This is a genomic window from Merdimmobilis hominis (assembly GCF_900104615.1).
Taxonomy (GTDB): Bacteria; Bacillota; Clostridia; order Oscillospirales; family Ruminococcaceae; genus Merdimmobilis; species Merdimmobilis hominis.
Window position 1 is genome coordinate 2,366,698 of record NZ_LT629939.1, and the last position, 26,269, is coordinate 2,392,966.

Annotated in this window: 23 protein-coding genes, 1 pseudogene and 5 riboswitches; of the genes and pseudogenes, 14 read left to right on the forward strand and 10 right to left on the reverse strand. The window is 57.7% G+C overall.

What is annotated here, in order from left to right:
* Nucleotides 1-64 precede the first annotated feature (64 nt).
* From BQ5353_RS11400 to BQ5353_RS11410, 3 genes are all read left to right on the forward strand, one after another.
* A complete protein-coding gene (locus tag BQ5353_RS11400) occupies nucleotides 65-625 on the forward strand; it encodes a folate family ECF transporter S component (RefSeq protein WP_054332157.1) in 561 nt (186 codons plus the stop codon).
* A gap of 147 nt (nucleotides 626-772) precedes the next feature.
* Entirely contained in the window at nucleotides 773-1,354 is a 582-nt protein-coding gene (locus BQ5353_RS11405; protein WP_054332158.1) for an HD domain-containing protein, read from the forward strand.
* A gap of 18 nt (nucleotides 1,355-1,372) precedes the next feature.
* Nucleotides 1,373-1,744: an MmcQ/YjbR family DNA-binding protein gene (locus BQ5353_RS11410; RefSeq protein WP_054332159.1), complete on the forward strand. Its 372-nt coding sequence runs from the start codon at nucleotides 1,373-1,375 to the stop codon at nucleotides 1,742-1,744.
* A 760-nt stretch (nucleotides 1,745-2,504) separates the two neighbouring features.
* Here BQ5353_RS11410 and BQ5353_RS11415 read toward each other — a convergent pair.
* The 5 genes from BQ5353_RS11415 to BQ5353_RS11435 all read right to left on the reverse strand — a co-directional run bounded on the left by BQ5353_RS11415 (nucleotide 2,505) and on the right by BQ5353_RS11435 (nucleotide 6,423).
* Nucleotides 2,505-3,935, reverse strand: coding sequence for a 4Fe-4S dicluster domain-containing protein (locus BQ5353_RS11415; RefSeq protein ID WP_054332160.1), 1,431 nt, complete (start codon nucleotides 3,933-3,935; stop codon nucleotides 2,505-2,507).
* Nucleotides 3,936-3,981: 46 nt separating this feature from the next.
* Nucleotides 3,982-5,139, reverse strand: a complete 1,158-nt coding sequence (locus BQ5353_RS11420) for a SpoIIE family protein phosphatase (protein WP_071428289.1) — start codon at nucleotides 5,137-5,139, stop codon at nucleotides 3,982-3,984.
* Between the two features lie 18 nt (nucleotides 5,140-5,157).
* Nucleotides 5,158-5,643 carry a PAS domain S-box protein gene (locus BQ5353_RS11425; RefSeq protein ID WP_054332161.1) on the reverse strand — a complete coding sequence of 162 codons (486 nt, stop codon included), beginning with the start codon at nucleotides 5,641-5,643 and terminating at the stop codon, nucleotides 5,158-5,160.
* A gap of 1 nt (nucleotide 5,644) precedes the next feature.
* Nucleotides 5,645-5,893, reverse strand: a complete 249-nt coding sequence (locus BQ5353_RS11430; RefSeq protein WP_054332162.1) for a (2Fe-2S) ferredoxin domain-containing protein — start codon at nucleotides 5,891-5,893, stop codon at nucleotides 5,645-5,647.
* A 245-nt stretch (nucleotides 5,894-6,138) separates the two neighbouring features.
* The gene (locus BQ5353_RS11435) at nucleotides 6,139-6,423 is read right to left on the reverse strand and encodes an ArsR/SmtB family transcription factor (protein WP_054332163.1); all 285 of its coding nucleotides are present in this window, start codon (nucleotides 6,421-6,423) and stop codon (nucleotides 6,139-6,141) included.
* A 459-nt stretch (nucleotides 6,424-6,882) separates the two neighbouring features.
* Nucleotides 6,883-6,991: riboswitch (TPP riboswitch) on the forward strand.
* 74 nt (nucleotides 6,992-7,065) lie between these two features.
* Between BQ5353_RS11435 and tenA the strand changes: the two genes are divergently transcribed.
* The 8 genes from tenA to BQ5353_RS11475 all read left to right on the forward strand — a co-directional run bounded on the left by tenA (nucleotide 7,066) and on the right by BQ5353_RS11475 (nucleotide 15,060).
* Nucleotides 7,066-7,716, forward strand: coding sequence for a thiaminase II (gene tenA / locus BQ5353_RS11440; protein ID WP_071428472.1), 651 nt, complete (start codon nucleotides 7,066-7,068; stop codon nucleotides 7,714-7,716).
* A gap of 13 nt (nucleotides 7,717-7,729) precedes the next feature.
* Nucleotides 7,730-8,581 (forward strand): hydroxyethylthiazole kinase, encoded by an 852-nt coding sequence (gene thiM / locus BQ5353_RS11445; protein WP_054332165.1) that lies wholly within the window; start codon nucleotides 7,730-7,732, stop codon nucleotides 8,579-8,581.
* Nucleotides 8,535-9,176, forward strand: coding sequence for a thiamine phosphate synthase (gene thiE, locus BQ5353_RS11450; protein ID WP_233424520.1), 642 nt, complete (start codon nucleotides 8,535-8,537; stop codon nucleotides 9,174-9,176). The genes thiM and thiE overlap by 47 nt, the downstream gene beginning before the upstream one ends.
* On the forward strand, nucleotides 9,173-9,844 hold the full coding sequence (locus BQ5353_RS11455; protein WP_054332167.1) for an HAD family hydrolase: 672 nt from the start codon (nucleotides 9,173-9,175) through the stop codon (nucleotides 9,842-9,844). Before thiE ends, BQ5353_RS11455 begins: the two co-directional genes overlap by 4 nt.
* 18 nt (nucleotides 9,845-9,862) lie before the next feature.
* Nucleotides 9,863-10,645: a bifunctional hydroxymethylpyrimidine kinase/phosphomethylpyrimidine kinase gene (thiD, locus tag BQ5353_RS11460; protein WP_054332168.1), complete on the forward strand. Its 783-nt coding sequence runs from the start codon at nucleotides 9,863-9,865 to the stop codon at nucleotides 10,643-10,645.
* Between the two features lie 217 nt (nucleotides 10,646-10,862).
* Nucleotides 10,863-10,944: riboswitch (glycine riboswitch) on the forward strand.
* A gap of 143 nt (nucleotides 10,945-11,087) precedes the next feature.
* Nucleotides 11,088-11,168: riboswitch (glycine riboswitch) on the forward strand.
* Between the two features lie 160 nt (nucleotides 11,169-11,328).
* Nucleotides 11,329-12,336: a lipoyl protein ligase domain-containing protein gene (locus BQ5353_RS11465; RefSeq protein WP_054332169.1), complete on the forward strand. Its 1,008-nt coding sequence runs from the start codon at nucleotides 11,329-11,331 to the stop codon at nucleotides 12,334-12,336.
* Nucleotides 12,337-12,586: 250 nt separating this feature from the next.
* Complete coding sequence (thiD, locus tag BQ5353_RS11470) at nucleotides 12,587-13,369, forward strand: bifunctional hydroxymethylpyrimidine kinase/phosphomethylpyrimidine kinase (RefSeq protein ID WP_054332168.1); 783 nt, start codon at nucleotides 12,587-12,589, stop codon at nucleotides 13,367-13,369.
* A gap of 217 nt (nucleotides 13,370-13,586) precedes the next feature.
* A riboswitch (glycine riboswitch) is annotated at nucleotides 13,587-13,668 on the forward strand.
* Nucleotides 13,669-13,811: 143 nt separating this feature from the next.
* Nucleotides 13,812-13,892: riboswitch (glycine riboswitch) on the forward strand.
* 160 nt (nucleotides 13,893-14,052) lie between these two features.
* Nucleotides 14,053-15,060 carry a lipoyl protein ligase domain-containing protein gene (locus BQ5353_RS11475; protein ID WP_054332169.1) on the forward strand — a complete coding sequence of 336 codons (1,008 nt, stop codon included), beginning with the start codon at nucleotides 14,053-14,055 and terminating at the stop codon, nucleotides 15,058-15,060.
* Nucleotides 15,061-15,187: 127 nt separating this feature from the next.
* Here the strand turns inward: BQ5353_RS11475 and ade are convergent, their stop codons facing one another.
* Nucleotides 15,188-16,897 carry an adenine deaminase gene (gene ade, locus BQ5353_RS11480; protein ID WP_071428290.1) on the reverse strand — a complete coding sequence of 570 codons (1,710 nt, stop codon included), beginning with the start codon at nucleotides 16,895-16,897 and terminating at the stop codon, nucleotides 15,188-15,190.
* A gap of 383 nt (nucleotides 16,898-17,280) precedes the next feature.
* Here ade and BQ5353_RS11485 point away from each other — a divergent pair, with 383 nt between their 5' ends.
* On the forward strand, nucleotides 17,281-18,543 hold the full coding sequence (locus BQ5353_RS11485) for a glycosyltransferase family 2 protein (protein WP_231358316.1): 1,263 nt from the start codon (nucleotides 17,281-17,283) through the stop codon (nucleotides 18,541-18,543).
* 235 nt (nucleotides 18,544-18,778) lie between these two features.
* Here BQ5353_RS11485 and BQ5353_RS11490 read toward each other — a convergent pair whose 3' ends face one another.
* On the reverse strand, nucleotides 18,779-19,114 hold the full coding sequence (locus BQ5353_RS11490) for a helix-turn-helix domain-containing protein (RefSeq protein WP_071428291.1): 336 nt from the start codon (nucleotides 19,112-19,114) through the stop codon (nucleotides 18,779-18,781).
* A 137-nt stretch (nucleotides 19,115-19,251) separates the two neighbouring features.
* Here BQ5353_RS11490 and BQ5353_RS11495 point away from each other — a divergent pair, with 137 nt between their 5' ends.
* A complete protein-coding gene (locus BQ5353_RS11495; RefSeq protein WP_054332171.1) occupies nucleotides 19,252-19,611 on the forward strand; it encodes a hypothetical protein in 360 nt (119 codons plus the stop codon).
* Nucleotides 19,612-19,769: 158 nt separating this feature from the next.
* Here BQ5353_RS11495 and ilvA read toward each other — a convergent pair whose 3' ends face one another.
* The 3 genes from ilvA to BQ5353_RS11510 form a co-directional block, all read right to left on the reverse strand.
* Nucleotides 19,770-20,960 carry a threonine ammonia-lyase gene (gene ilvA, locus BQ5353_RS11500; RefSeq protein ID WP_071428292.1) on the reverse strand — a complete coding sequence of 397 codons (1,191 nt, stop codon included), beginning with the start codon at nucleotides 20,958-20,960 and terminating at the stop codon, nucleotides 19,770-19,772.
* A gap of 235 nt (nucleotides 20,961-21,195) precedes the next feature.
* Nucleotides 21,196-21,492, reverse strand: coding sequence for a GNAT family N-acetyltransferase (locus BQ5353_RS11505; RefSeq protein WP_071428293.1), 297 nt, complete (start codon nucleotides 21,490-21,492; stop codon nucleotides 21,196-21,198).
* A gap of 182 nt (nucleotides 21,493-21,674) precedes the next feature.
* Nucleotides 21,675-22,916: a 6-phosphofructokinase gene (locus BQ5353_RS11510; RefSeq protein ID WP_054332173.1), complete on the reverse strand. Its 1,242-nt coding sequence runs from the start codon at nucleotides 22,914-22,916 to the stop codon at nucleotides 21,675-21,677.
* Nucleotides 22,917-23,589: 673 nt separating this feature from the next.
* Between BQ5353_RS11510 and alaS the strand changes: the two are divergent.
* A pseudogene (gene alaS / locus BQ5353_RS11515) lies at nucleotides 23,590-25,917 on the forward strand (alanine--tRNA ligase); the annotation flags it as partial.
* Nucleotides 25,918-26,269 lie beyond the last annotated feature (352 nt).

Genomic DNA, 26,269 nt, shown 5'->3' on the forward strand with positions numbered 1-26,269 from the left:
CAAATTCATGGGGTCCTCCCCCGAAAATTTGTCCGTACGCAAATTTATGGAAGGAGGTACTGCTATGAATTTTTTTGTTTCCGTCAAGGAAAGCCTATCCCAATCCGCTAAGGAGCTGAAAAAGCTCCCGTCCCTCACCGGGGCTTCTATGCTGCTGGCGCTGGACGTCATCCTCTCCTTTTTCTTCCGGCTGGAGCTCTCCCAGACCCTTCGGGTGGGGATCTCTTTTGTGGCCCGCGGCGCCTGCGGCATGTTGTACGGCCCGGTGGTGCTTTCCCTTTCCGCGGCGGCGGGGGATTTGATCAAGTACGTCCTCAAGCCAACTGGCCCTTATTTTTGGGGGTTCACCTTCAACGCTGCCTTAGCGGGGCTGATCTATGGCCTCTTTCTCTATAAGGGGAAGGTCAGCGTGTGGCGGGTCGTCGCCGCCAAGGGCTTGGTCAATGTGCTGGTCAACGGGGTGCTGGGCACCTACTGGAAGACCCTCCTGTATGGCAAAGCGTTTATGGTGACGGTGGTTCCCAGTGTGGTGAAGAACATCACCATGCTCCCCATCGAGTGTTTGATCCTCTATGTCAGCCTCAAGGCGTTCCAAGAGGTGTTCCGGCGGTTGAAAAAACTGTAAAGATTTCCATGGGGGGCGCTCTTTCGAGCCGCCTCCCTTTTGCATTTAAAGGGATTCTCCCCCGAAGAAAAGGCTGTACTTGTGTTTTCAACCTGTTTTCGCTATGATAAAGAAAATACAAGCATATTGGGGGAGGAAAAAACAGCCATGGAATCGACGGCTTTATTGGAGGCGCTGCACGTGGCAGAGCGGCTCAAGGATGCTACAAGGCACTGCTACACCTCAAAGGGGAGGCATGAGAGCGTCGCAGAACACAGCTGGCGGGCGGCGCTGATGGCCTATTTCCTCCGGGATGAATTCCCAGAGGCGGATATGGGCAAGGTGATGTTGATGTGTATCCTCCACGATCTGGGGGAATCCTTCACTGGGGATATCCCCACCTTTGACAAAACACAAGCAGATGAAGTGAGGGAGGAGGACCTTCTTTCCCGCTGGCTGACATCCCTGCCGGAACCCTATGCCACCGAGATGGCCGGATTGTTTGAAGAGATGGCGCAGCGCAGCACTATAGAGGCTAAAATTTTCAAGGCTATTGACGGGCTGGAAGCGCTGATCCAGCACAACGAGTCGGATCTTAGCACCTGGATTCCCAGGGAATACGAGCTCAACCTGACCTATGCCCAGGATAAAACGGCCTTCTCTCCCTATCTGGCGGCCCTGCGCCAGGATATTCGGGAGGAGACCCTGCGCAAGATGGAAAGGGAAGGGCAGCCGGAAGCTTGCCGCTGAGGAAAAGGAGGGAACATCATGGACATTTCCTGGCTGGATGGCTTTTTGCTTTCGATGCCCGGCGCGTCCAAGGATTTTAAAGAGGAGTGGCAGTGGACCCGTTATCAGGTGGGGGGTAAACTGTTTGCCGCCGTCTGCAAAGGGGACAGCGGGGAAGATGAGCTGGTCACCCTGAAGTTGGAGCCCCAGGAGGGGGCCTTCCTGCGGGAGCAGTATGAGGACATCCTCCCCGGATACTATATGAACAAAACCCACTGGAACTCGGTGCGGATAGCGGGGGAAATTCCAGAGGAGCTGCTGCGGCATATGGCACAGGAATCCTACCGTCTGGTGTTTACCTCCCTGACCAAAAGGGCCCAGCGGGAGATTTCCGAAGGGAACAATGCCTAGCTGTCCATAAAAACAGAGAGAGGAGCCCTTCCCACAAGCTGTGGGAAGGGCTCCTCTTTTGGGTGCTGCGTGCCCCCGAACCCCCAGCACAGAGCAAAATTCTATCTTACAATTGGTTTTGCAGGCGCTCCGCCCTGCACCCCCAGCCAGGGCAAGATTCCATCCTGGAATTGGGATTTATGGGGCGCTGCACGCCCCCAAACCCCCGTGGTTCCTTTCTGACGAAAGAAAGGAACCAAAGCTCGCCGGGGAGACCCCGGTCCCCCTTATCTATGCGCCACAAAGGGAACGCTTGGAAAATCTTTCTTAGAGGCTTCCACACCTCGAGCGAAAGATTTTTCCGCTGCGCGGATGCCCTCGCGACGCTGCTAAAAGCTCATTTTTCTAGGTGGCCATCCAAGGAGCAGGGGGGTGAGGGGGGCCGTTCCCCCAACTATTTTTCAAAACAAGTTGCCTTTTGTAGAGTGGGATTTTTAATGGGGGAACAGCCAACAAGTTGGCTGTTCGGGCTTTTCCTGTGACGCGAGGGTTGCCTATCCCCCCTTAAATGCGCTTTTCCAGTCCAATTTTATTGGACTGCGACTTCTTTCGCATAAAAAGTATGGCTCGGGGGCGTGGGGGGCGAGAGCGCCCCACAGAACTGGGGGTTCTCAGGAACCTTCCCTGAAGAATACAAAGCCCTGACTGAGGTCTTAGAGCTGGATAAAGCGCATTGCGCGCAAAAAAAGCGGGGCAGCTTAGTTTGCTGTCCCGCTTGGTTTTAGATGCTGTAAGGCTTGATGGCGTCGGCGATAGTCTTTTCCATGGCCAGCTTTCCGTATTGGTCCACCTGGGCCTTGTCCTTGGGCTCATGGGTCAGGCATCCCGCGCCGCCGATACAGCCGCCGATGCAGGCCATACCTTCAATGAAATTCTCCGGCAGGGCGTTTTTGGAGGCTTTGAGCAGCGCCATGCGGCAGGCTTCGATCCCATCGCAAGAGACGGCCTTTAAGGTAAACTGATCCGGGGTCACCCCTTGTTCCTTGAGAGCCTCTGCCACCGCGTCAGCCAGTCCGCCGCTGCGGGCGAAGATGCGGCCAAAGTAGGAGGCGTTGTCCAGGGGCTCATCGGGAAGGGCGGAGAGGTCGATCTCCCTGGCATCGAAGAGGGCTTGCAGCTCCTCAAAGGTGAGGACATAGTCCACCAGGCCTTTGACCTTTTCCCTTTGGATCTCCATCTTTTTGGCGGTGCAGGGGCCGATGAAAACAATCCGGCAGTTGGGATCGGTTTTGCGGATGTAGCTGGCCAGCTCTGCCATGGGGGAGTAGTTGTGGGAGACATGCTCCTTCATCTGGGGGAAAAACTTCTCGATGTAATCCACAAAGGCAGGGCAGCAGGAGCTGGTCAAAAAGCCCTTTTCCACCAGTTCAGCCGCCTCTTTGTGGGCCACCATGTCGGCGCCCAAAGCCACCTCCACCACATGGTGGAAGCCCAGCACCTTGAGGGCGGAAACCGCTTTGCCCAAATCTTTTACCCCAAACTGGCTGGCGATGGCCGGGGCCACCAGGGCATAGACCCGGTAGTTCTGGTTGTTGCCGCTCTCCTGAATCAGCCGGATGACATCCAGGATGTAGGATTTGTCCGCGATGGCGCCAAAGGGGCATTTGTAGGCGCAAGCCCCGCAGGAGATGCACTTGCTGTTGTCGATGGAGGCCTCTCCGGTGGGGCCCATGGACACGGCTTTGACCTTGCAGGCGATTTCACAAGGGCGCTGTTTGTTGTCGATGGCGCTGTAGGGGCAGGCGGCGGCACAGCGGCCGCAGCCGATGCACTTGGATTTGTCGATCCTGGCCTTATGGCCTTCAAAGGAGATAGCGTCTTTGGGGCAGGCAGCGGCGCACCGGTGGGCGATGCACCCCCGGCAGTCCTCTCCCACCGTGTAGCCGCTGGCCGGGCACTCGTCGCAGGCGATGGACATGACCTCGATGACATTGGGATTCTCCGGGTGGCCGCCCATAGCCATTTTGATCCGTTCCCCTACAATGGCTCGCTCCTTGTAGATGCAGCAGCGCATCTCCGCTTTGGGACCGGGGGCGATCTCCTGCGGGATCTCATAATAGCAGCTGTCCAGCCGGCCTTCATAGGCGCGCTTGGCCACGGCGGTCAAAACCTTGTGCTTTAAAAGCTGTACCTGAGAATCAAATGTTGGCATGTCAAAAAGTCCTCCTCAAAGTATGGTAGCGTGAAAAGGGAATTTTTCAGCAGTACTGCAATGTAACGTTTTTGCCCAGCTGCCGCAGATCTTTGCAGAGCTGGCGGACAATCTCCTGCTTTACATCGGCGGAGATGCCCAAAGGTTGGTGGGCCGGGTTGGAAGCCCTGCCCAGGTAAAAGCGGATATCAGTGGCATAGTCCATCAGGTTTTGGGCGATGCGGGAGGCGCCGTCCTTTTTGCCCCGGAAGGGGGCAGGCTCCCCCTTGGTGAGGGCATGGACATAATCCGCTACCCGCTGGAGGGTGATAACCCCTTCGGTGACTAGGTCCAGGCCCTCGATCTCCCCAATGGGCGGGATGGCTGGGTCGTAATACCGGAGGGATGTGGTAACCGGCCGCCCCAGATACCGCCCCACCAGGGAAGAGGTGGTCCCGCCGCAGACAATGTGGCGGCCCTCCTGCTCCAAAAACCGGCGGATGACCTTGGGTACGTCATCCCGGTTGAAGGGGGGGCCTACCAGCAGGTTGACCGCCTGGCGCTCCCGCACCCGCAGGGCGGCGATGGTGGTGTCATCCCCGGGCTGACCCTCATAGAGACGGTTCGCCTCCTCTGCGAGGAGGGAGGCCACATCCCGGGCGGGAAGGCCCAGACGGTACCTCCCCTCCAAAAAGGAGATGATGTTCTCCCGCCCCCAGCCAAAGGCGAGGCTGTGGCCGATGCCGGCGTAGACTGCCCCGTCGCTGAACAGGACAAACATATCCTCCGGCAAAAGGTCGATGGTGCTGGAGAAGATTTTTTTGTCGTCCACCCACAGTTCCTCCATGGGGTAAGGGCAGTTTTTGCCCGCCCGCAGCAGGATGACCGAGGGGTTGTCAAACTGGATGATCCGGGCGGTGGAGCCGTCCCGCACCTGGAGGATGGTAAAGGTGGAATAGGCTACCTGCCGCTGCTGGCAGACCGGCAGGGTACTGGCGATGGTGCGGACGCATTCCTCCACCGGCAGGCCTTCGGCCATCATGGTGGCGATAATTTTAGCGGTCAGGGTGGAGAGGATGTTGGCTTTCACTCCGCTGCCCAGGCCGTCGGCCAGCACCAGGGTTACCCCATCTGGCTGCTCGATCCACTCCACCCGGTCGCCGCAGAGCTGTTCGCCCTGCTTGTTTAAGCTGACAAAGCCAGCTTCGGTAGTCAGACTGTTCAAGGCGCGCTGCTCCCTCCCTTACCTGCGGATGGTCTCTTTGAGGCGGGTGAGGGCGATTTTGGTCTCAGCGGTGGTCTCCCCCAGCAGGGAGGCGATCTCCTGCACCACCCGCATCTGCCGCTCGATCACCTTGTCGGTGACCCGTGCGGTCTCCATCCGCAGTTTTTCGGTGCTGATGATCTCCTTCTCCCGCTCGGTCACATCCTTCATAATGGAGATGACCAGCCCTTCCTCCCGGGCGTAAATGATGGATTCATCTACATACCGGTCATAGGGCATCAGGTGGCGGCAGGTGGAGACTACCCGGCTTTCCCCCTCCATCAAGGTGTAAAAGGGGGTGACATCCACAATGGAACTGGCCGGTTTGCCGGTGAGCTCGCTGGAGCTGGGCTGGCCGAACAGCTGGCAGAAGGCGTCGTTGACCTGTAGGATGGCCAGGTTGGTATCCATGGCCAAGATGGCGTGGGGGGTGCAGCGGATGATGATCTCCGCGATGGATTCCATATCAGTTCAGCGCCTCCAGCACGTGCTTGTCAAAGATGCCCTGGAAGTTGGCGGCGGTGACGCCGGTGAGCACCTGGTCGCCGACCTTCATCGAGACGCCGTCGGCGCTGCAGCAGCCCAGGCAGAAGGAGGCGCTCAGGACCACTTTGTCCTCCAGATGGTGCTTGGCGATCTGTTCTTTGAGCAGGTTGATGATGTCGTAAGAGCCTTTGAGATGGCAGGAGCTGCCGATGCAAACAGAAATTTCCATGGTGTACTTCCTTCCTCTGCATAAAATGCTTTTATTGTTATAAATTTAACATGAAATCCTTCTTCTAGTATACCGGGAATCCTCTTTGGTTGCAAGATTATTTGTGCAACTTTTTGAGAGAAAGGGCCGTTTTTTCGCAGATAACCGGTATTGGCAGGGACAGCAAAGGCGGCCCCGCCACAAAAGCGAAAGCCGCCTGGAGTTTTTCCCCGTTTCCCGCGCAGAAGCCCACAGGAGAAAAGGGGCTATTCCTTGTCTTTTGCGAGGGCGGCTAAAAACTGCTGAACCTCTTCCATCCGGCGGGGGTCCATCCGGTAGTAGACCCAGGGACCCTCCTTGCGGCTGGTGACCAGGCCGCTTTCCATCAGGATGCGCATGTGGTAGGAGAGGGTGGGCTGGCTGATGTGGAAGGGCGCCAAAATCTTGCAGGCGCACATCTCCTTGCTGGACAGCATGTCCAAAATTTGCAGCCGGGTCTCGTCAGACAGCGCCTTAAAGACCGGTACATACTTCAAATACTGTTCTTCCATCAAAATTCTCCTTTGGTCAAATCCAAGCCGCCGCCCATGTGGACGGGGCTGACATTCGAATAATCGCTTTGGGGGCTTTTTTGTGGGGGCCGGAAAAAGCCCGGCACCGCCTTCCAAGGGCAAGCCCGAAGAATCACAACCTTGTGGTGCGGCAGGTGGGCTTTCCCCCTCGATAGAATCATCACGCCGCGATTTGTTCCAGCATAGAGTTCACACAAACTGGAAAAAATCAGGTGCCGCTTAGCGGCGGGAAGTGTTTTTCACCAATAATCGCTCTGCGACCATTATAGCATAAAATCCTCCCGCGGAAAAATCCCCTGGATGTGAAAAAAGAGGGGTTTTTATGAATTTGTTGGAAATTTTCCTCTTGAAGTGGAAAATCTGGAAAAATACGCCCCAAAAATTGACGCTCCCCAGCCTTTGGTGGTATACTGGTAGCAGAAATCCGGATGATCCGGAACAATACAAACGGGGAGCTCGCGCCTGCGGGCTGAGAGGAGGCCAACTGCGGCCTCGACCCGGAACCTGATTTGGATAATGCCAACGTAGGAATCGCCAACGCCAGTCTAGGGGATGCACCTGCGCATCCCCTTTTTGTTTGGCCGTTTTCCGGGGACAACACAAGGAGGAATCGCCGTGAAGATGATGGAACAAGCCATAGAGGGCAGTAGAGACCTGTGGGAGGGCTACCTTGTCCACCCCTTTGTCAAGGGGGCGGAGGAGGGGACGCTGACCCCCAAGCAGTTTGAGACCTATATGGTTCAGGACAGTATCTATTTAAAGGAATACGCCCGGGTGTTCGCCCTGGCCATGTACCGCGCCGAAACCCTGCGGGAGATGCAGCTGTTTTACGACGTGCTCTCGGTGGTGATCAACGACGAGTCGTTCACCCGGGTCAAATACCTGCGGCGCTACGGCATCGACCCCGACCGTGTGGACGAGATAGCGCCCCTGCCGGAGAACAAAGCCTACACCGACTTTATGCTGGAGATGGCGAGCCGGGGCCTGGCCGAGGCGCTGATGGCGGTGCTGCCCTGCATGCTCAGCTACCTTTACATCGCAAAGGAGGTGGTGAAGCGCAGCCCGGACGTCCTCACACAGAGCCCATATGGGGATTGGCTGGCAGATTACGCCTCGGAACGGTACGCGGAAAAATGCAGCCGCTGGGCCGCCTTTGCCGACCAGCTATGCGACGGGTACTCCCGGGAGCGCAAAGAGGAACTGGCCGGCATCTTCCGGGTGTCCAGCCAGCATGAGATGCGGTTTTGGGACATGTCCTATGCCGCGCAATAGGGGGGAGAGACCAATGGAAGCACTGATTCACAGGGTGCGGGGGAAAAATCCCCTGGTGCACTGCATCACCAACTATGTCACCGCGGGGGATTGCGCCAACATGCTGCTGGCTTGCGGGGGTTCCCCCATCATGGCCGATGACCTGGCCGAGGCCGCGGCCATCACCGCCGGGTGCGATGCCTTGGTCCTCAACCTGGGCACCCCCCACGCCGGGACTCTACCAGCTATGGCTGCCGCCGGGAAACAGGCCAATCAACTGGGCCATCCGGTGGTGCTGGACCCGGTGGGGGTGGGGGCTTCCCCCTTCCGCCGGGGGGCAGCGGAACAGCTTTTTCGGGAGGTGCAGTTCTCCCTCATCCGGGGGAATATCTCGGAGGTCAAGGCCCTTTTGAACATCCGCTCCCAGGGCAAAGGGGTGGATGCCGGGGCACTGGACGCCGTCACCGAGGAGACCATCCCGGAGGGGATTGCCCTGGCCCAGCAGCTCTGGGCCCAGACCGGGGCGGCAGTGGCCATCACCGGGGTCATCGACCTGGTGGCCGACGGGGAAGGGGCCTATGTGATCCGGGGCGGACACCCCATGCTCTCCCGTATCACCGGTTCCGGCTGCATGCTCTCGGCGGTGTGCGGGGCGTTTTTGGCAGTCTGCCCGGACAAGCCTGTCATGGCGGCAGCTGGTGCAGTTTCATCTATGGGATTGTGCGGGGAGATTGCCGCTGCCCGCCTCCGGGAAGGAGAGGGCACAGGGAGTTTCCGGACCTACCTCATGGATGCCATGAGCTTGCTCGATGATCAACAGTGGATAGGAGGAACCAACATTGAATACCACAAAATATGCCATGCGTCTTTATGCAGTGACCGATAGCAGCTGGCTGCGCGGCCGTTCCCTTGCCAAAATGGTGGAGGAGGCCATTCTGGGTGGGGCGACCTTTGTCCAGCTTCGGGAAAAAGAATTGGATCAGGAGGCGTTTATCGCCCTGGCCAAAGAGGTGAAGCAGGTCACCAGCCGGTACCATGTGCCCTTTGTCATCAACGACAATGTGGAGGTTGCCCTTGCGGTAAACGCCGACGGTGTCCATGTGGGCCAGGAGGACATGGCCGCGGCGAAAGCCCGGCAGCTGCTGGGCCCGGATAAGATTATAGGCGTCTCCTGCAAGACCCCGGAACAGGCGAAAAAAGCCCAGGCTGACGGGGCGGACTACATCGGCACCGGGGCGGCCTTTGCCACCACCACCAAAAAGGACACCCGGGCTTTGAGCCGGGAGGAGCTACAGGCGGTGGCCGAGGCGGTTGACATCCCGGTGGTGGCCATCGGCGGCATAAACGCCGGAAACCTGCTGGAGCTCTCCGGATGCGGGGTGGACGGCGTGGCGGTGGTCTCGGCCATCTTTGCCCAGGACGATCCCCGGGCCGCCGCAGAAGAGCTTCGGGCCCTTTCCGACCAGATGGTGGCCCGATGATTCAGGGGCTGCTCTTCGATCTGGACGGCACCTTGGTGGATTCCAACTGGGTGTGGAAGAACATCGGCCGGGATTTTCTCATCGCCCAGGGCAAGACCCCGGAAGAGGGGCTGGTGGGGAAGTTTGAGGAGATGAGCTTCACCCAGTCCGCCGAATATATGATCCGGGAATACGGTCTCTCCATGACGGTGGGGGAGGTCATCGCCGCCGTGACCCAGATGGCAGAGGACACCTACCTCACTCGGGTGGATCTCAAGCCCGGTGCATCAGAACTGCTGCTGCGGTGCAAGGCGGCGGGACATCCCATGGCTGTGGGCACCGCATTGGATGAGGGCCTGGCCCGGCGCTTGCTGGAAAGGCTGGGGATTTTGGACTTCTTCCGAGGGGTGTACACCTGTGAGACATTGGGCTTCCCCAAAACCGACCCGGCCTTCTACCGCCGGGCAGTGGAGCTGTTGGGCTGCCTCCCCGGGGAGACGGCGGTGTTTGAAGACGCTCCCCACGCCTTGAAAACCGCAAAAGAGGCCGGCTGCCGCACCGTCGGCGTCGCCGACCCTTGGGGCGCCCCCCGCCGGGCGGAGGCAGAAGAATACAGCGACCGTTTCCTCCAAAGCCTGGAGGAGCTTCTGGATTTGCAGCATGGGGGAGAACAGCTCCCCCCAGAATAGAAAAGAGGTTGTAGCAGTATGTATAAAGTGCTTTCCATCGCAGGGTCGGATTGCAGCGGCGGCGCAGGCATCCAGGCCGACATCAAAACCATCGCCGCCCACGGCATGTACGCCATGACAGCTATCACCGCCCTGACAGCCCAGAACACCACCGGGGTGTATGGGGTGCTGGAGGCGGACAAAGACTTTGTGGCCCAGCAGATCGACTGCGTGTTCCAAGATATCCGCCCGGACGCGGTGAAGGTCGGCATGGTGGCAAACGCCCAGATCATCGCCGCCATCGCCGACAAGCTGGAGGAATATGAGGCAAAGAACATCGTGGTGGACCCGGTGATGGTCTCCACCAGCGGGGGGCGCCTCCTCAATGAGGATGCGGTGGAGGCCCTCAAGACCCGCCTTCTGCCCCTGGCGGATGTGATCACCCCCAACATCCCCGAGGCGGAATGCCTTTCCGGGATACCGATTCAATCCAATGGGGATATGGAGCGGGCGGCGGAACAGATCGCCCTCTTCTGCCGGGGGGCCATCCTCATCAAGGGAGGCCACCAGGAATACCGGGCCGACGACCTCCTCTATTATGAGGACTGCCCCATTTGGTTCCCCGGCCGCAAAGTGGACAACCCCAACACCCATGGAACCGGCTGCACCCTCTCCTCGGCCATTGCCTGCAACCTGGCCAAGGGGCTGATTTTGGAGGAGGCGGTGTTCCGGGCGAAGAAGTACCTCACCGGCGCGCTGCTGGCAGGGCTCAATTTGGGCAAGGGGAGCGGCCCCCTGGACCACGGCTACCGGATGCGGTAAGCGAAAATCCCCTAGAACGGCGCCAGTTTTGGGGTGAGGGGGTTGTTTTCTCCCCCTTTGCACGGAGATAAGGAAGCGGTGCGGCCCATATTTTGGGAAATACGGGGAATTTCACAAAATTTCCTCTGTTTTTTCCCCCTATGGGCCGCAATTTTTTGTTGACATTCTGCAAAAGATGGGGTATAGTGGACTAAGAAGAAACACCATAATGATTCGGATGAATGATCCGGGAGAGACCCATAAGGGCGCCGAAGGGGAAATCGCAAGAAACTCTCAGGCAAAAGGACCGGATCATGACGAAACTCTGGAAAGCCGTTAGGCGCCGAAGAAGCAATCCCCCTAGGGGAGAATCTTTCAGGTTTAGGAACAGAGGCGTACAATTTCTGTGCGCCTCTTTTTTGTTGCAATAAAGTGGATGCACAGGCCATACAGATAGAATCGGATGAATGATCCGGGAGAGACCCACAGGGCGCCGAAGGGGAAATCGCAAGAAACTCTCAGGCAAAAGGACCGGATCATGACGAAACTCTGGAAAGCCGCAAGGCGCCGAAGAAGCAATCCCGTTTGTGGAGAATCTTTCAGGTCAAGGACAGAGGCGTGCTGGGAACCTCCCCGCGCGCCTTTTTGCGTGTGGGGGCCTTTGAAACACAGGGGCTGCCAAGCCCCGGACTGGAGGAAGAGCCATGATTACCACCATCAAATACCTGATCGCCGACAGCACCAGCCCTTACCGGAATCTGGCGATGGAAGAATACCTGATGACCCAGGTGGGCAAAAACACCTGCATCCTGTACTTGTGGCAGGACCGCAACACGGTGGAGATCGGCCGCAACCAGAATGCCCGCAAGGAGCTGCGCCTCAACGAAATACAGAAAAACGGCGCCCGCATCTCCCGGCGGCTGGCTGGGGGAGGCGCTTGTTTCCACGACCTGGGCAACCTCAACTTCTCCTTCCTCACCTTGCAGGAGGAGATGGACGACAAACGGTTGAGCGGGGTGATCCTGCGGGCGGTCCGCGGCCTTGGCATCGACGCCGGCCGGTCGGAGAGCGGCATCCTCATGGCCGACGGCCGCAAATTCTGCAACAGCGTCACCTATACAAAAGACGGACACTCCTGTTACCGGGGCAGTATTATGGTCAATTCCAACCTGACCCGGGTGTGCAAATACATCAATCCCGCCTCCTCCCGGGTCAAATCCAAAGGGGCGGATTCCATCCGCTCCAAGGTGGTCAACCTCCAGGAGTGCCTTTCCTCCTTGACGGTGGAGGCCCTGCGGGAACAGATCATCGACTCTATGGGCCATGAATTTGGCCAGATCGCCCGCCGTTTGAACGCAGCGGAGATCGACGAGGACCGCATCCGCGCCTTGGAGGAGAAAAACGCCTCCCAGGAATGGACTATGGGCGGGTTCATCCCCTACACTTACGAACTGGCCGAGCGGCTGCCCTGGGGCAGCCTGCAAATCCAGCTGGAGATGGAACAGGGCTGGATTAAAGAAGCTGCTGTCTATTCCGACTCCACCGAGGTGGACGTGATCCAGAAGATCCCCCAGGTGCTGGTGGGCAGCTGCTTTACCTCCCCGTCGATGATCCGGGCCATGGAACGGCTCAAATCCGCCTGCTCGGGCAGCGAAAGGGAACTCTCCATGGTCAGTGACATCCAGAGCCTGATCGCCCAGCAGGATATTTAACTTCACTTTCTTCTTGTTTCTCCTGAAATTTTGGATTTTTGTTTGACGAGGCAAAGGCCGGCGGGAAACCGCCGGCCTTTGCCTCGTCTTTTGGTTTTTCTATTTTTGAAGGGGGACGGGGATGGGTTTACGGCAAAAGGAAGGACTGGGTGGNTACAGCGACCGTTTCCTCCAAAGCCTGGAGGAGCTTCTGGATTTGCAGCATGGGGGAGAACAGCTCCCCCCAGAATAGAAAAGAGGTTGTAGCAGTATGTATAAAGTGCTTTCCATCGCAGGGTCGGATTGCAGCGGCGGCGCAGGCATCCAGGCCGACATCAAAACCATCGCCGCCCACGGCATGTACGCCATGACAGCTATCACCGCCCTGACAGCCCAGAACACCACCGGGGTGTATGGGGTGCTGGAGGCGGACAAAGACTTTGTGGCCCAGCAGATCGACTGCGTGTTCCAAGATATCCGCCCGGACGCGGTGAAGGTCGGCATGGTGGCAAACGCCCAGATCATCGCCGCCATCGCCGACAAGCTGGAGGAATATGAGGCAAAGAACATCGTGGTGGACCCGGTGATGGTCTCCACCAGCGGGGGGCGCCTCCTCAATGAGGATGCGGTGGAGGCCCTCAAGACCCGCCTTCTGCCCCTGGCGGATGTGATCACCCCCAACATCCCCGAGGCGGAATGCCTTTCCGGGATACCGATTCAATCCAATGGGGATATGGAGCGGGCGGCGGAACAGATCGCCCTCTTCTGCCGGGGGGCCATCCTCATCAAGGGAGGCCACCAGGAATACCGGGCCGACGACCTCCTCTATTATGAGGACTGCCCCATTTGGTTCCCCGGCCGCAAAGTGGACAACCCCAACACCCATGGAACCGGCTGCACCCTCTCCTCGGCCATTGCCTGCAACCTGGCCAAGGGGCTGATTTTGGAGGAGGCGGTGTTCCGGGCGAAGAAGTACCTCACCGGCGCGCTGCTGGCAGGGCTCAATTTGGGCAAGGGGAGCGGCCCCCTGGACCACGGCTACCGGATGCGGTAAGCGAAAATCCCCTAGAACGGCGCCAGTTTTGGGGTGAGGGGGTTGTTTTCTCCCCCTTTGCACGGAGATAAGGAAGCGGTGCGGCCCATATTTTGGGAAATACGGGGAATTTCACAAAATTTCCTCTGTTTTTTCCCCCTATGGGCCGCAATTTTTTGTTGACATTCTGCAAAAGATGGGGTATAGTGGACTAAGAAGAAACACCATAATGATTCGGATGAATGATCCGGGAGAGACCCATAAGGGCGCCGAAGGGGAAATCGCAAGAAACTCTCAGGCAAAAGGACCGGATCATGACGAAACTCTGGAAAGCCGTTAGGCGCCGAAGAAGCAATCCCCCTAGGGGAGAATCTTTCAGGTTTAGGAACAGAGGCGTACAATTTCTGTGCGCCTCTTTTTTGTTGCAATAAAGTGGATGCACAGGCCATACAGATAGAATCGGATGAATGATCCGGGAGAGACCCACAGGGCGCCGAAGGGGAAATCGCAAGAAACTCTCAGGCAAAAGGACCGGATCATGACGAAACTCTGGAAAGCCGCAAGGCGCCGAAGAAGCAATCCCGTTTGTGGAGAATCTTTCAGGTCAAGGACAGAGGCGTGCTGGGAACCTCCCCGCGCGCCTTTTTGCGTGTGGGGGCCTTTGAAACACAGGGGCTGCCAAGCCCCGGACTGGAGGAAGAGCCATGATTACCACCATCAAATACCTGATCGCCGACAGCACCAGCCCTTACCGGAATCTGGCGATGGAAGAATACCTGATGACCCAGGTGGGCAAAAACACCTGCATCCTGTACTTGTGGCAGGACCGCAACACGGTGGAGATCGGCCGCAACCAGAATGCCCGCAAGGAGCTGCGCCTCAACGAAATACAGAAAAACGGCGCCCGCATCTCCCGGCGGCTGGCTGGGGGAGGCGCTTGTTTCCACGACCTGGGCAACCTCAACTTCTCCTTCCTCACCTTGCAGGAGGAGATGGACGACAAACGGTTGAGCGGGGTGATCCTGCGGGCGGTCCGCGGCCTTGGCATCGACGCCGGCCGGTCGGAGAGCGGCATCCTCATGGCCGACGGCCGCAAATTCTGCAACAGCGTCACCTATACAAAAGACGGACACTCCTGTTACCGGGGCAGTATTATGGTCAATTCCAACCTGACCCGGGTGTGCAAATACATCAATCCCGCCTCCTCCCGGGTCAAATCCAAAGGGGCGGATTCCATCCGCTCCAAGGTGGTCAACCTCCAGGAGTGCCTTTCCTCCTTGACGGTGGAGGCCCTGCGGGAACAGATCATCGACTCTATGGGCCATGAATTTGGCCAGATCGCCCGCCGTTTGAACGCAGCGGAGATCGACGAGGACCGCATCCGCGCCTTGGAGGAGAAAAACGCCTCCCAGGAATGGACTATGGGCGGGTTCATCCCCTACACTTACGAACTGGCCGAGCGGCTGCCCTGGGGCAGCCTGCAAATCCAGCTGGAGATGGAACAGGGCTGGATTAAAGAAGCTGCTGTCTATTCCGACTCCACCGAGGTGGACGTGATCCAGAAGATCCCCCAGGTGCTGGTGGGCAGCTGCTTTACCTCCCCGTCGATGATCCGGGCCATGGAACGGCTCAAATCCGCCTGCTCGGGCAGCGAAAGGGAACTCTCCATGGTCAGTGACATCCAGAGCCTGATCGCCCAGCAGGATATTTAACTTCACTTTCTTCTTGTTTCTCCTGAAATTTTGGATTTTTGTTTGACGAGGCAAAGGCCGGCGGGAAACCGCCGGCCTTTGCCTCGTCTTTTGGTTTTTCTATTTTTGAAGGGGGACGGGGATGGGTTTACGGCAAAAGGAAGGACTGGGTGGCGAAGTCAAAGACCCCCAGGTCGGTGATGCGGATTTCCGGGATGCAGGTCAGCGACACAAAGGAGAGGGTGATGAAGGGCTCCACCTCCGGCCTCACCCCCATGGCGCGGACCTTTGCGATCAGCTCCCCCAGTTTGCCCTGGATATCGGCAGTGCGGTCGTCGGTGAACAGACCGGCGATGGGCAAGGGCAGGGTGCCGGCCATCCGGCCGTTTTCCACCACGGTGTACCCGCCGTGGCAGCGGGCCAGTTCCTCCATGGCCAGGAGCATGTCCCGGTCGTTGTCCCCCACTACAATCATGTTGTGGGCGTCGTGGGCGATGGTGGAGGCGATGGCCCCGTTTTTGATGCCAAAGCCTTTGACAACCCCCACCCCGATATTGCCGGTGGCGTGGTGGCGCTCGGCCACTGCGATTTTATAAAACTCCCCTTGGGGCTGGAAACAGCCGCCCGCAGTGGGCACGGCAGAGATTTCTTTCTTGGTGACGATGCTCCCCGGCAGAAGGGTGATCACCGGGATCTCCCCCTGGACGGGGAGGGCTAAGCTTTCTGGGGTGAGGTGCCCCAGGTGGACGGTGTCCAAGCAGGCAGGGTCGATGGGCCGGGGGTTGGGCGGCAGGGTGGGGGAGCTGCCCTTTCGGGAGACCAGAACCCCATCTTTATACACGCTGTGGACGGCCATCTCTTCCAGACTGTCCAGCACCACCAGATCGGCCCGGAATCCAGGGGCAATGGCCCCCAAATCTGAAAGGCCATAGAGGTGGGCAGGGTAGAGGGTGGCCATCTTTACTGCCTCCCCAGGCGGGACCCCCAGCTGAATGGCCCGCAGCACATTCCAGCGGATATGGCCCTCCCGGGCGATGTCGTCCAGGTGCTTGTCGTCGGTACAGAAGACAAACCGGTCCAGGGGCAGGCCCATTTTTACAGCACCGGTGAGGATGGCATCCAGGTTCCGGGCGGCAGAGCCTTCCCGCACCTGGATGGTCATGCCGCAGCGAAGTTTTTCCAGCGCCTCCTGGAAGGTAGTGCATTCGTGATCGCTAGAAACCCCCAAGAGGCGGTAAGCGGCCAGTTCCTTGCCGGTGAGGCCAGGGGCGTGGCCGTCGATGGGCTTTCCAGCGAAGAGGCGGAGCTTCTCCAGCTTGTCCGGATCTCCGGCGAGGACTGCGGGGCAGTCCATTACCTCTCCCAGGCCCAGCACCCGGGGATGGTGGAGGAACTGGGCCATCTCCTGGGCAGAAAGGGGCGCGCCGTTGTGTTCAAACCGGGTGGCGGGCACGCAGGAGGGCAGCATGAGGTAGACGTTGAGTGGGAGGCCCTTCGTCTCCTCCAAGAGATAGGAGATCCCCTTGGCCCCCAGCACATTGGCGATTTCATGGGGGTCGGCAATGAGGGTGGTGGTGCCCCAGGGAAGGATTTTTTCGGCGAACAGCCGAGGGGATACCATGGTGGATTCCAGGTGCATGTGGGCGTCGATCAAGCCGGGGATCACTACCCGTTCACCCAGATCCACCTCCCGCTCCCCACGGTAAGACCCCACCCCGACGATGACCCCATTCTGCACGGCGATGTCACCGGGGAGGAGTTCCCCGGTGAACACATTGAAAACCAAACCATTTCGAAACACCAGCTGTGGGGTTTTCTCCCCCAGGGAATGGAGCCGAAGCGCCTGCCGGTCGTCCATAAAATGCCCTCCTTTTTGGGATGGCGCGGCGGGGAAAGAGGCCCCGGACCCGCGCGTTCCATCAAACGTATGTGAAGATAAGTATACCACATTCCGGGGAAAAATCTAGGTCAGTCCACAGGGCTTAAGTGGGGGAAAGTGAGGACAACATAGACGGCTTTTAAGTATTAGGAACAGTTCTCTGTAAAATGCAGGTAATTCTATGTGTGCTTTGTGGAGGCTCTTCCAACTATTTTGTAAATTACACACAAAAAAATTTACAAAATTGTATTAAATAGTAAATGTCAATTGTTTTTTCAGAAAATGATGCTATAATGGCACAAGTATGGAAAAACAATGTTTTGCCTATAATTGACGGCAAAACCGCTTTGGAGGGAAAAATCTTGTTATCCTTTATTCAAACGTTTAACCTCGCCATCTTTTTGTTATTTACCTTTTCTTATGCATACCAGATCTTTTACGCCCTGGTGGCCCTGGTCCGCAAAACCCCGGACCTGACCCCCAAGGACCTGCACAAGTTCGCGGTAGTTATTGCGGCCCGCAATGAAAGCGCGGTCATCGGCCAGCTGATCAACAGCATCAAGAAACAGAAATACCCCGCCGAGCTGGTGGACATTTATGTGGTGGCCGACAATTGCACCGACAACACCGCCGAGGTGGCCCGCCAGGCAGGCGCCCAGGTGTATGTCCGCAACAACCGCCAGATGGTGGGCAAGGGTTACGCCCTGGACTTTATCTTTAAAATTTTGCAGCGCACCAACGACAAAACCCAGTACGAGGGCTATTTTGTCTTTGATGCGGACAACCTGCTGGATGAAAACTACATCGCCGAAATGAACAAGGTGTTTGACGCCGGCTACCGGGTGGTTACCAGCTACCGCAATTCCAAAAACTACGACACCAACTGGCTCTCCGCTGGATACTCTTTGTGGTTCCTGCGGGAGGCTAAGTACCTCAACAACCCCCGCATGATTCTGGGCACCAGCTGCGCCATCTCCGGCACCGGCTTTTTGGTCCACAACGACATCATCAAAAAGAACAACGGCTGGAAGCACCACCTGCTCACCGAAGACATTGAATTCTCGATAGACAGCGCCATCGCCGGCGAATGCATCGGCTACGCGGGCAAGGCCAAGCTTTACGACGAGCAGCCCACCACGTGGGAACAGTCCTGGAACCAGCGGCTGCGCTGGGCTAAGGGTTTTTACCAGGTGTTCTACAATTACGGCGGCAAACTGGTCACCACCATGTTCCCCGACCGCAACTTCTCCTGCTTTGATATGCTCATGACCATTTCGCCGGCCATGATCGCATCGCTGCTCACCGTTTTCATCAACGCATTTTTCCTGCTGTGCGGCCTGCTGAACATCACGACCATCCCCGGGATCATTCCTGCGACCACCAGCGCGCTGATGGCCTCTTTGTGCAACTTCTACCTGGTGCTGTATGCCTTCGGCCTTCTGACCACTATCACCGAGTGGAAAGAGATCAATACCACCCCTTGGAAGAAGATCTGGTACACCTTTACTTTCCCCGTCTTTATCTTCACCTATGTGCCCATCTCCATTGTGGCCCTGTTCCGCAAGGTGGAGTGGAGCCCCATCACCCACAACGTCTGCAAATCCATTGAGGAAGTGCAGCAGTAATCGGATTCTGTTATACAAGGCATAGAGGCAGACCTGCTTCTATGCCTTGTTTTTTTCTGGAAAAGAGTTATGGCGGGTCCGGTTTTTTGCGACTTCTGTGGAAGGAAAGGAGACGTCCTTTCAAGTTCGGGCTGTGGCGGTGCAGTTAAACTTGCCCCAGGAAAGAAGGTCAAAAAAATCCCCCTCAGGGGGAAGCCGGGAATACCCGGCCCCTTCCACAAGGGGGCAAAAGCGATTAGGGGCGGCTACGCTCCGCCAAAAAAACCTTGAGAATTCCGATGACATACCGCTTTTCTTGGGGTGTGCACTGGGCTAATAGCTGCTGGATGTCGTCGTTCATATACTGTTTCCCATCGGTGACGGTGCCCATCAGCACAGTGTCTGGGGTGACCTCCATGGCCTCACACAGGCGCACCAGGGTCTCCAGGCTGGGGATGGAGCGGCCGTTTTCAATGTTGGACAGATAATTATTGGAAATTTCCGCTTTTTCTGAGAGTTTGTCTTGGGTCAGGCGCCGCTCTTTGCGCAGGCGGGCAATCCGCCGACCTAAAAGATTGTAATCGATTTTCATACGATCCCCCCTCTAGATAAAGGGTAATGAATCTTGGACAAAATATACACCATTTAATAGTGTAATCCAACTTGAAGTATTTGTTTTTATCGGTTATAATAGGATTACACTACAACGATTAGAACAGGGGGATACATGTGAAAGGATGGCTGGCACTCGTCTTGTGTCTCTGCCTCGGCTTATCGGGTTGCGGCGGCTGGGCGGAAAACCAGCAGATTGACCGCCTTCAATCCCAGGTGGAGGAATTGCAGCGGGAGCTGGAAACCATCCAAGGGGCTTCCGCCCCGGGGATAGAGCAGCCGGTCCCCTGGTGGGAGGAGTGGCTGCCTTGGAAGGTGGCCTGGAGGATGCTTGCGCAGGAGAGCAAAAGGGATACCAAGTCCGAAGGCCAGTATTGGTGCATGGGCAAGGGGGATAGCTGCCAAAATCCCACCTCCGGCCCCTTGGATTTGTACTGCGACAGCTGCGACCCCGATGGGGACAACCGGGAGGGCTAAAAGCCCGGCCCCTCGGCCTGTTTGCCCACAGGGCGATATTTCTTCATGTCTCATACGGCGGCAAAAGGGCCAGGATTTTGTCCACAGCATATGCAAAAACTCCCCCAAGCGCAATGCCTGGGGGAGTTTCTTATGTATCGGTTGCAAGCTTGGAGGAACTAGCAAACTTGGAAGCCCTTGGAAGAAAGGGCGGTTTTGATCTCCTCGATGTGCTCGAAGTTCTTGGTTTCCATGGTCAGCTCCACAGCGCAGGAGGTGACATCGCCTTGGGTTCTGGCGCGGTCGAAAGTGACACCGATGATGTTGGCGCCGGTAGCGGCTACAGCGGCCAGGGTTTCGGGCAGCTGGGAGGATTTATCCGCCATCTCCACAGTGACCTTGGCCATGCGGCCGGTGTAGGTGAGTCCTCTGGTCAGCACCTTGGTGTAGGTGTTGATGTCCACGTTGCCGCCGGAGACCACGCAGACCACTTTTTTGCCTTGGACAGGCAGTTTGTTGAAGAGGACAGCAGCCACAGGGGTGGCGCCGGCGCCTTCGGCCACGATCTTGGATTTCTCGGCCAGGGCAAGCATAGCAGAGGCGATTTCATTCTCGGAAACGGTAACTACATCGTCCACGTATTTGGAAACCATCTCAAAGGTCAGGTCGCCGGGCATTTTTACCTGGATGCCGTCGGCAATGGTTTTGGCGTCGCACTCGGTGATCTTCTTGTTTTTAAAGGAGACCGCCATGCCAGGGGCGCCTTCGGACTGCACGCCGTAAACTTTGCAGTTGGGGTTGATGGTCTTGACGGCAAAGGAGATGCCAGAGATCAGGCCGCCGCCGCCGATGGGCACAACCACAGCATCCACGTCTTTCAGCTGCTCCATGATTTCCAGGCCGATAGTGCCCTGGCCAGCCATGACATCCACGTCGTTGAAGGGATGGGCAAAGGTGTAGCCTTTTTCCTTCTGGAGCTCAGTGGCCCGTCTGGCGGCGTCATCGTAAACGCCCTCTACCAGGACAACCTCAGCGCCGTAGCTTCTGGTTGCCTCCACTTTAGCCACAGGGGCGGAAGCAGGCATGCAGATGACGGCTTTGGTGCCGCTTCTCTGTGCGGCCAGTGCGATGCCCTGGGCGTGGTTGCCGGCGGAGCAGGCGATAACGCCGTGGGATTTTTCCTCCTCAGACAGCTGGGAGATCTTGTAGTAGCCGCCGCGCAGCTTGAAGGAACCGGTCAGCTGCAGGTCTTCGCATTTCAGATACAGGTCACAGCTGTTGGTCAGGGTGGGGGCGGAGATCAAAGGGGTTTTGCGGGCAACGCCATCCAGGACGGATGCCGCATGTTTTACTTTTTCCAGAGTAAGCATAATGATCCTCCAATCCTGCATTTTACAATGCAAAAAGCGATTTTATTTACACCATTATCTTACACCATCCCCAGCGGAAAAGCAACATTACAGAAACAAATTCGGATATTTTGTATGTGATGGGCATACAAATCTGGTAACTTTACCATGGGTAACAGGAGGGGATCCCCCGTAGGCGGCCAGCCTTTGCCGCCCTGGAGGCGTGCCGGAAAGCAGCCTGCTTTCGGGGAGCTTATCAGTGGTGGGAAAAACGGATATCCCGGGCCGGCATATGGCTCCACTCCGGATGCTGGGGAAGCCACTTCTGGGCATAGGGGCAGGTGAGGATCACCTGCCGGCCCTGGGATTCCAGCTGGGCGAGGGCAAGCTCCATCAGCTGGGAAGCGACCCCTTTCCCCCGGTGGGCAGGCTCCACAAATATATGGTCGATGTTAGAGACCTTGCTGTTGACCGACGGGAAGGTGACAAAACCCGCCCGGGTCCCGTCTTCACAGAAGAGAAGGATCCGCTCTTTTTCCACAATGGATTTCATAATCAAATCTCCTTTCAGGGGATGGAGGTATCAGGGGAGGTGGTTGGATTGATCAAGCGGCTTAGGGTGCTGGCCTTGGGGGAAGAATCCCTTCCATAGTATAACGAGCCAACCTGTGAAAAAACCGGCCGGGATCATTGTCTCCGGCCGGTTTTGTGGGTTTTGTTGCCGCGGGAGGGGTCTTAGAACTCCAGCGGGGTTTTGTCGAAGTGGAAGTGGACCGGCATGCCGGCTTGGACAGGGCAGCTGCGCTCCCCGGCGATGAGGGGGAGGAGGTAGTCGTAGGCCTCCTGGGAGAGGTCTTTGTTGCCAGGCAGGATCCATTCGGCAGGGACTTTACGCTCCTTGTTGGCCGCCTCTTCCAAGGGGAAGGTGCCCAGCTCTACCGCATAGGGGTCGTTGCTGGTGCGCACCAAGGCGATCATCCGGCCGGTCTCCCCGGCGAGGGCGCGCTGGACAGCCCCGGCACCCAGCAGGCGGGCTTCCTCGATGTCGCAGGCGGACTGGATGTGGGCGGCGCAGCGCTGCAATACGCTCAGCTCCACTGAGCGGACCTTACAGCCCAGCTTTTCCAGGACATACCGCTCCAGGTACTTGCCGATGCCGGAAAGATACTTGTGGCCGAAGGCGTCCACCGTCTCATCCTGCACCGATTCGGCCACATAGCGGCCTTCGGCGGTTTTCACCCCTTCGGAGACTGCCACCAGCACAGCTTTGTGTTCCAGCTGGGCGGCTTTGATGTCCTCGATGAACTGGTCTGGATCAAAGGGTACCTCGGGCAGGTAGACCAGGTGAGGGGCCTTTTCCCCTACCACATGGGGCAGGACCGAAGCGGCGGTCAGCCAGCCGGCGTTGCGACCCATGATCTCCACAATGGTGACACTGGGCAGGTTGTAGACCTGGGTGTCCCGGATGATCTCCAGGATGGAGGTGGCGATGTATTTGGCCGCCGAACCGAAGCCGGGGGTGTGATCGGTGCAGGGCAGGTCGTTGTCGATGGTTTTGGGGATGCCCATGACTTTGATGTCAATCCCCTCCTCGGCGAAGAACACCCCCAGCTTGTGGGCGGTATCCATAGAATCGTTGCCGCCGATATAGAAAAAGTACCCGATTTCCAGGTCCTGCATCACCCCGGCGATCAGTTTGTACACGTCGGGGGCGACACTGTACTCCGGCAGGCGGTACCGGCAAGAGCCCAAGGCCATGGCCGGGGTGGATTCCAGCAGTTGGAAATCCCCTTCGCTGTGCATCTGGCTGTCCAGGCGGATAATCCTCCGGTCCATAATGCCTTGGATGCCGTTGAGGGCGCCATACACCGCGCCGATTTTCTCCTGGCGCATAGCCTCTTGAATCACGCCGGAAAGGGATGCGTTGATCGCGCAGGTGGGTCCGCCGGATTGGGCGACCAAAATGTTGTTTGCCATAGATGAAGCTCCTCCCAGATTTAAAATATCCGCCTCCCCGCCTGGGCGGGAAGGGATGAACCCCCTGACAAAGGGTTTTTTACGAATCTTGCAGCGGTTATAGCCTAGAGGTTTTACGAATCACCGCTTTGCGGTTTGTCCTAGCTTGGAATTCACACAAACCGGAAAAAGCCAGGCGCCGCTTTTGCGGCGGGAAAGGCTTTTTCACGAATAGCCGCTTTGCGATTATTATAGCATAAGGAATATTGCCGATACAATTTGCGAAAGCCCCCACAGTTTCGGTTTATTTTACAAATAATTGTGTAGAATCCATAAATGGAAGGGCGCGTTGTTGACAAGGCTGGGCTGGAACGGTATAATCAAACCAGCAACCAAATAAAGAGGATGCAGCGATGGGAAAAACCGCCGCCTGCACCTGCGGGTAGAGAGAGGAAGGCCGCGGCTGAAAGCCTTCCAAAGCAGGTGGGAGCAGCGGGAGCCGCCCCGGAGCACCCCGGTGAGGAATCGGGGCGTGTACAGCGCGTTATGCTGTGTAAAGTGGCGCCGGTTTCCGGCGCAATTTGGGTGGTACCACGGAATGCACAGGTTGGCTTTCGTCCCTTTTAGCGGGGGATGGAAGCCTTTTTTGTTATTCCACAGCACATGATAAAATGAGAATAGGAAGTGACTTACTATGGAATGGACCGGTTTAAACGACCTGCGTGAAAAATTCCTCAAATTCTACGAGAGCAAAGGCCACGTCATCCTGCAAAGCGCCCCCCTGGTGCCCAAGGATGACGCCAGCCTCCTGCTGATCAACTCCGGCATGGCACCGCTGAAAAAGTACTTTTTGGGTGTGGAGACCCCCCCTGCCCGCCGCGCCACCTCCTGCCAAAAGTGCATCCGCACCCCCGACATCGAGCGGGTGGGCAAAACCGCCCGCCACGGCACCTACTTTGAGATGCTGGGCAACTTCTCCTTTGGCGATTACTTTAAGCACGAGGCCACCAAATGGGCCTGGGAGTTCATCACCCAGGAACTGAAGCTCCCAGTGGACCGCATCTGGGTCTCGGTCTATGAGGACGACGACGAGACGGTGGACATCTGGGTCAACGAAGTGGGGGTAGACCCCAGCCACATCGTCCGCCTGGGCAAGGAGGACAACTTTTGGGAGATCGGTTCCGGCCCCTGCGGCCCTTGCTCCGAGCTCTACTTTGACCGCGGCGAGGAATACGGCTGCGGCAAACCCACCTGTGGCGTAGGCTGCGACTGCGACCGGTATGTGGAGTTCTGGAACCTGGTGTTCTCCCAGTTCGATTCCGACGGGGAAGGCCACTACACCCCTATGGAACATCCCAACATCGACACCGGTATGGGTCTGGAGCGGATCGCCTGTATCATGCAGGGGGTCAACAACCTGTTTGAGGTGGACACCGTCCAGCGGATCATGAAGCACATCGCCGGCATCGCCGGGGTGGAGTACGGCCAGGATGAAAAAACCGACGTCTCCCTGCGGGTCATCACCGACCACATCCGCAGCACCACCTTTATGATCGGGGACGGCGTTGTCCCCACCAACGAGGGCCGGGGCTATGTGCTGCGCCGCCTGCTGCGCCGGGCCGCCCGCCACGGCCGCCTGCTGGGCATCCACGAGCCCTTCCTGTACAAGGTCTGCGAGACGGTCATCGCCGAAAATGAAAAGGCCTACCCCGAGCTGCGGGAGAACCAGGACTACATCGTCAAGGTCATCCACAACGAGGAGGAACGGTTTGCCAAGACCATTGACCAGGGCATGGAGCTGCTGGGCGACCTCATCGACCGGATCGAGGCAGAGAGCCTCAGTGAGGAGGAGAAAATCCTCTCCGGCGAACAGGCCTTTAAACTGTATGACACCTTCGGCTTCCCCATCGACCTGACCCGGGAGATTTTGGAGGAGCGGCACATCGGCCTTAACGAAGAGGAATTCACCCGCTATATGAACGAACAGAAAGAACGAGCCCGGGCCGCGCGAGCCGCCATGGGCGACGTGTCCTGGGAAGAGGACATTCTCGCCCCATTTAAAGACAACAAAACCGAGTTTGTCGGCTATACCGAGAGCGAGAGCGACGCTAAAATCCTGGCCATGGTGATGGATGGGCAGCTGGTGGATTCCATCAGCGAAGGGGACAGCGCCACCATCCTGCTGGACCGCACCCCCTTCTATGCCGAAAGCGGCGGCCAGGTGGGGGACATGGGCCTCATTCTGGGGGGCAAATGCGTCTTTAAGGTGATGGACTGCAAAAAGTCCGCCTCCGGCCTGTATATGCACATCGGCGTCATGGCTTCGGGCATGTTCACCACAGGGGATGAGGTCCACGCCTCGGTCTCCATGGCCCGCCGCCGCGCCATCATGCGCAACCACACCGCTGCCCACCTGCTACAGGAGGCCCTGCGGGAGGTCCTGGGCAACCACGTCCACCAGGCGGGTTCCTATGTGGATGAAGCGGTCTGCCGGTTCGACTTCTCCCACTTCAGCGCTATGACCCCTGAGGAGCTGGACCGGGTGGAATACCTGGTTAACGACATGATCCTTTCCTCCATGGACGTCAAGGTCGCGGAGATGAGCATTGAGGAAGCCAAAGCCACCGGCGCTATGGCCCTCTTTGGGGAGAAGTACGGCAGCGTGGTGCGGGTGGTCAACATGGGCGGCCGCTCTATCGAGCTGTGCGGCGGCACCCATGTGGCCAACACCGGCAACGTGGGCCTCTTCAAGATCGTCAAGGAGTCCTCGGTGGCAGCGGGCGTCCGCCGGATCGAGGCGGTCACCGGCCGCGGGGTGCTGCGGCTGATCGACACCGCCAACGCCACCCTCCTGGAGGCCAGCAGTAACCTGAAGCTCTCCAATCCCGCGGAGCTGGTGGCCAAAACTGCGGCTATCACCGCCGAGCTGAAGGCCAAGGACAAGGAGATTGAGCGGCTGACCCAAAAACTGGCCGATGTCCAGGTGGACGGCCTGTTCGGCTCCGCCCAGGAAATCGGCGGGGNCTCCCCGCCTGGGCGGGAAGGGATGAACCCCCTGACAAAGGGTTTTTTACGAATCTTGCAGCGGTTATAGCCTAGAGGTTTTACGAATCACCGCTTTGCGGTTTGTCCTAGCTTGGAATTCACACAAACCGGAAAAAGCCAGGCGCCGCTTTTGCGGCGGGAAAGGCTTTTTCACGAATAGCCGCTTTGCGATTATTATAGCATAAGGAATATTGCCGATACAATTTGCGAAAGCCCCCACAGTTTCGGTTTATTTTACAAATAATTGTGTAGAATCCATAAATGGAAGGGCGCGTTGTTGACAAGGCTGGGCTGGAACGGTATAATCAAACCAGCAACCAAATAAAGAG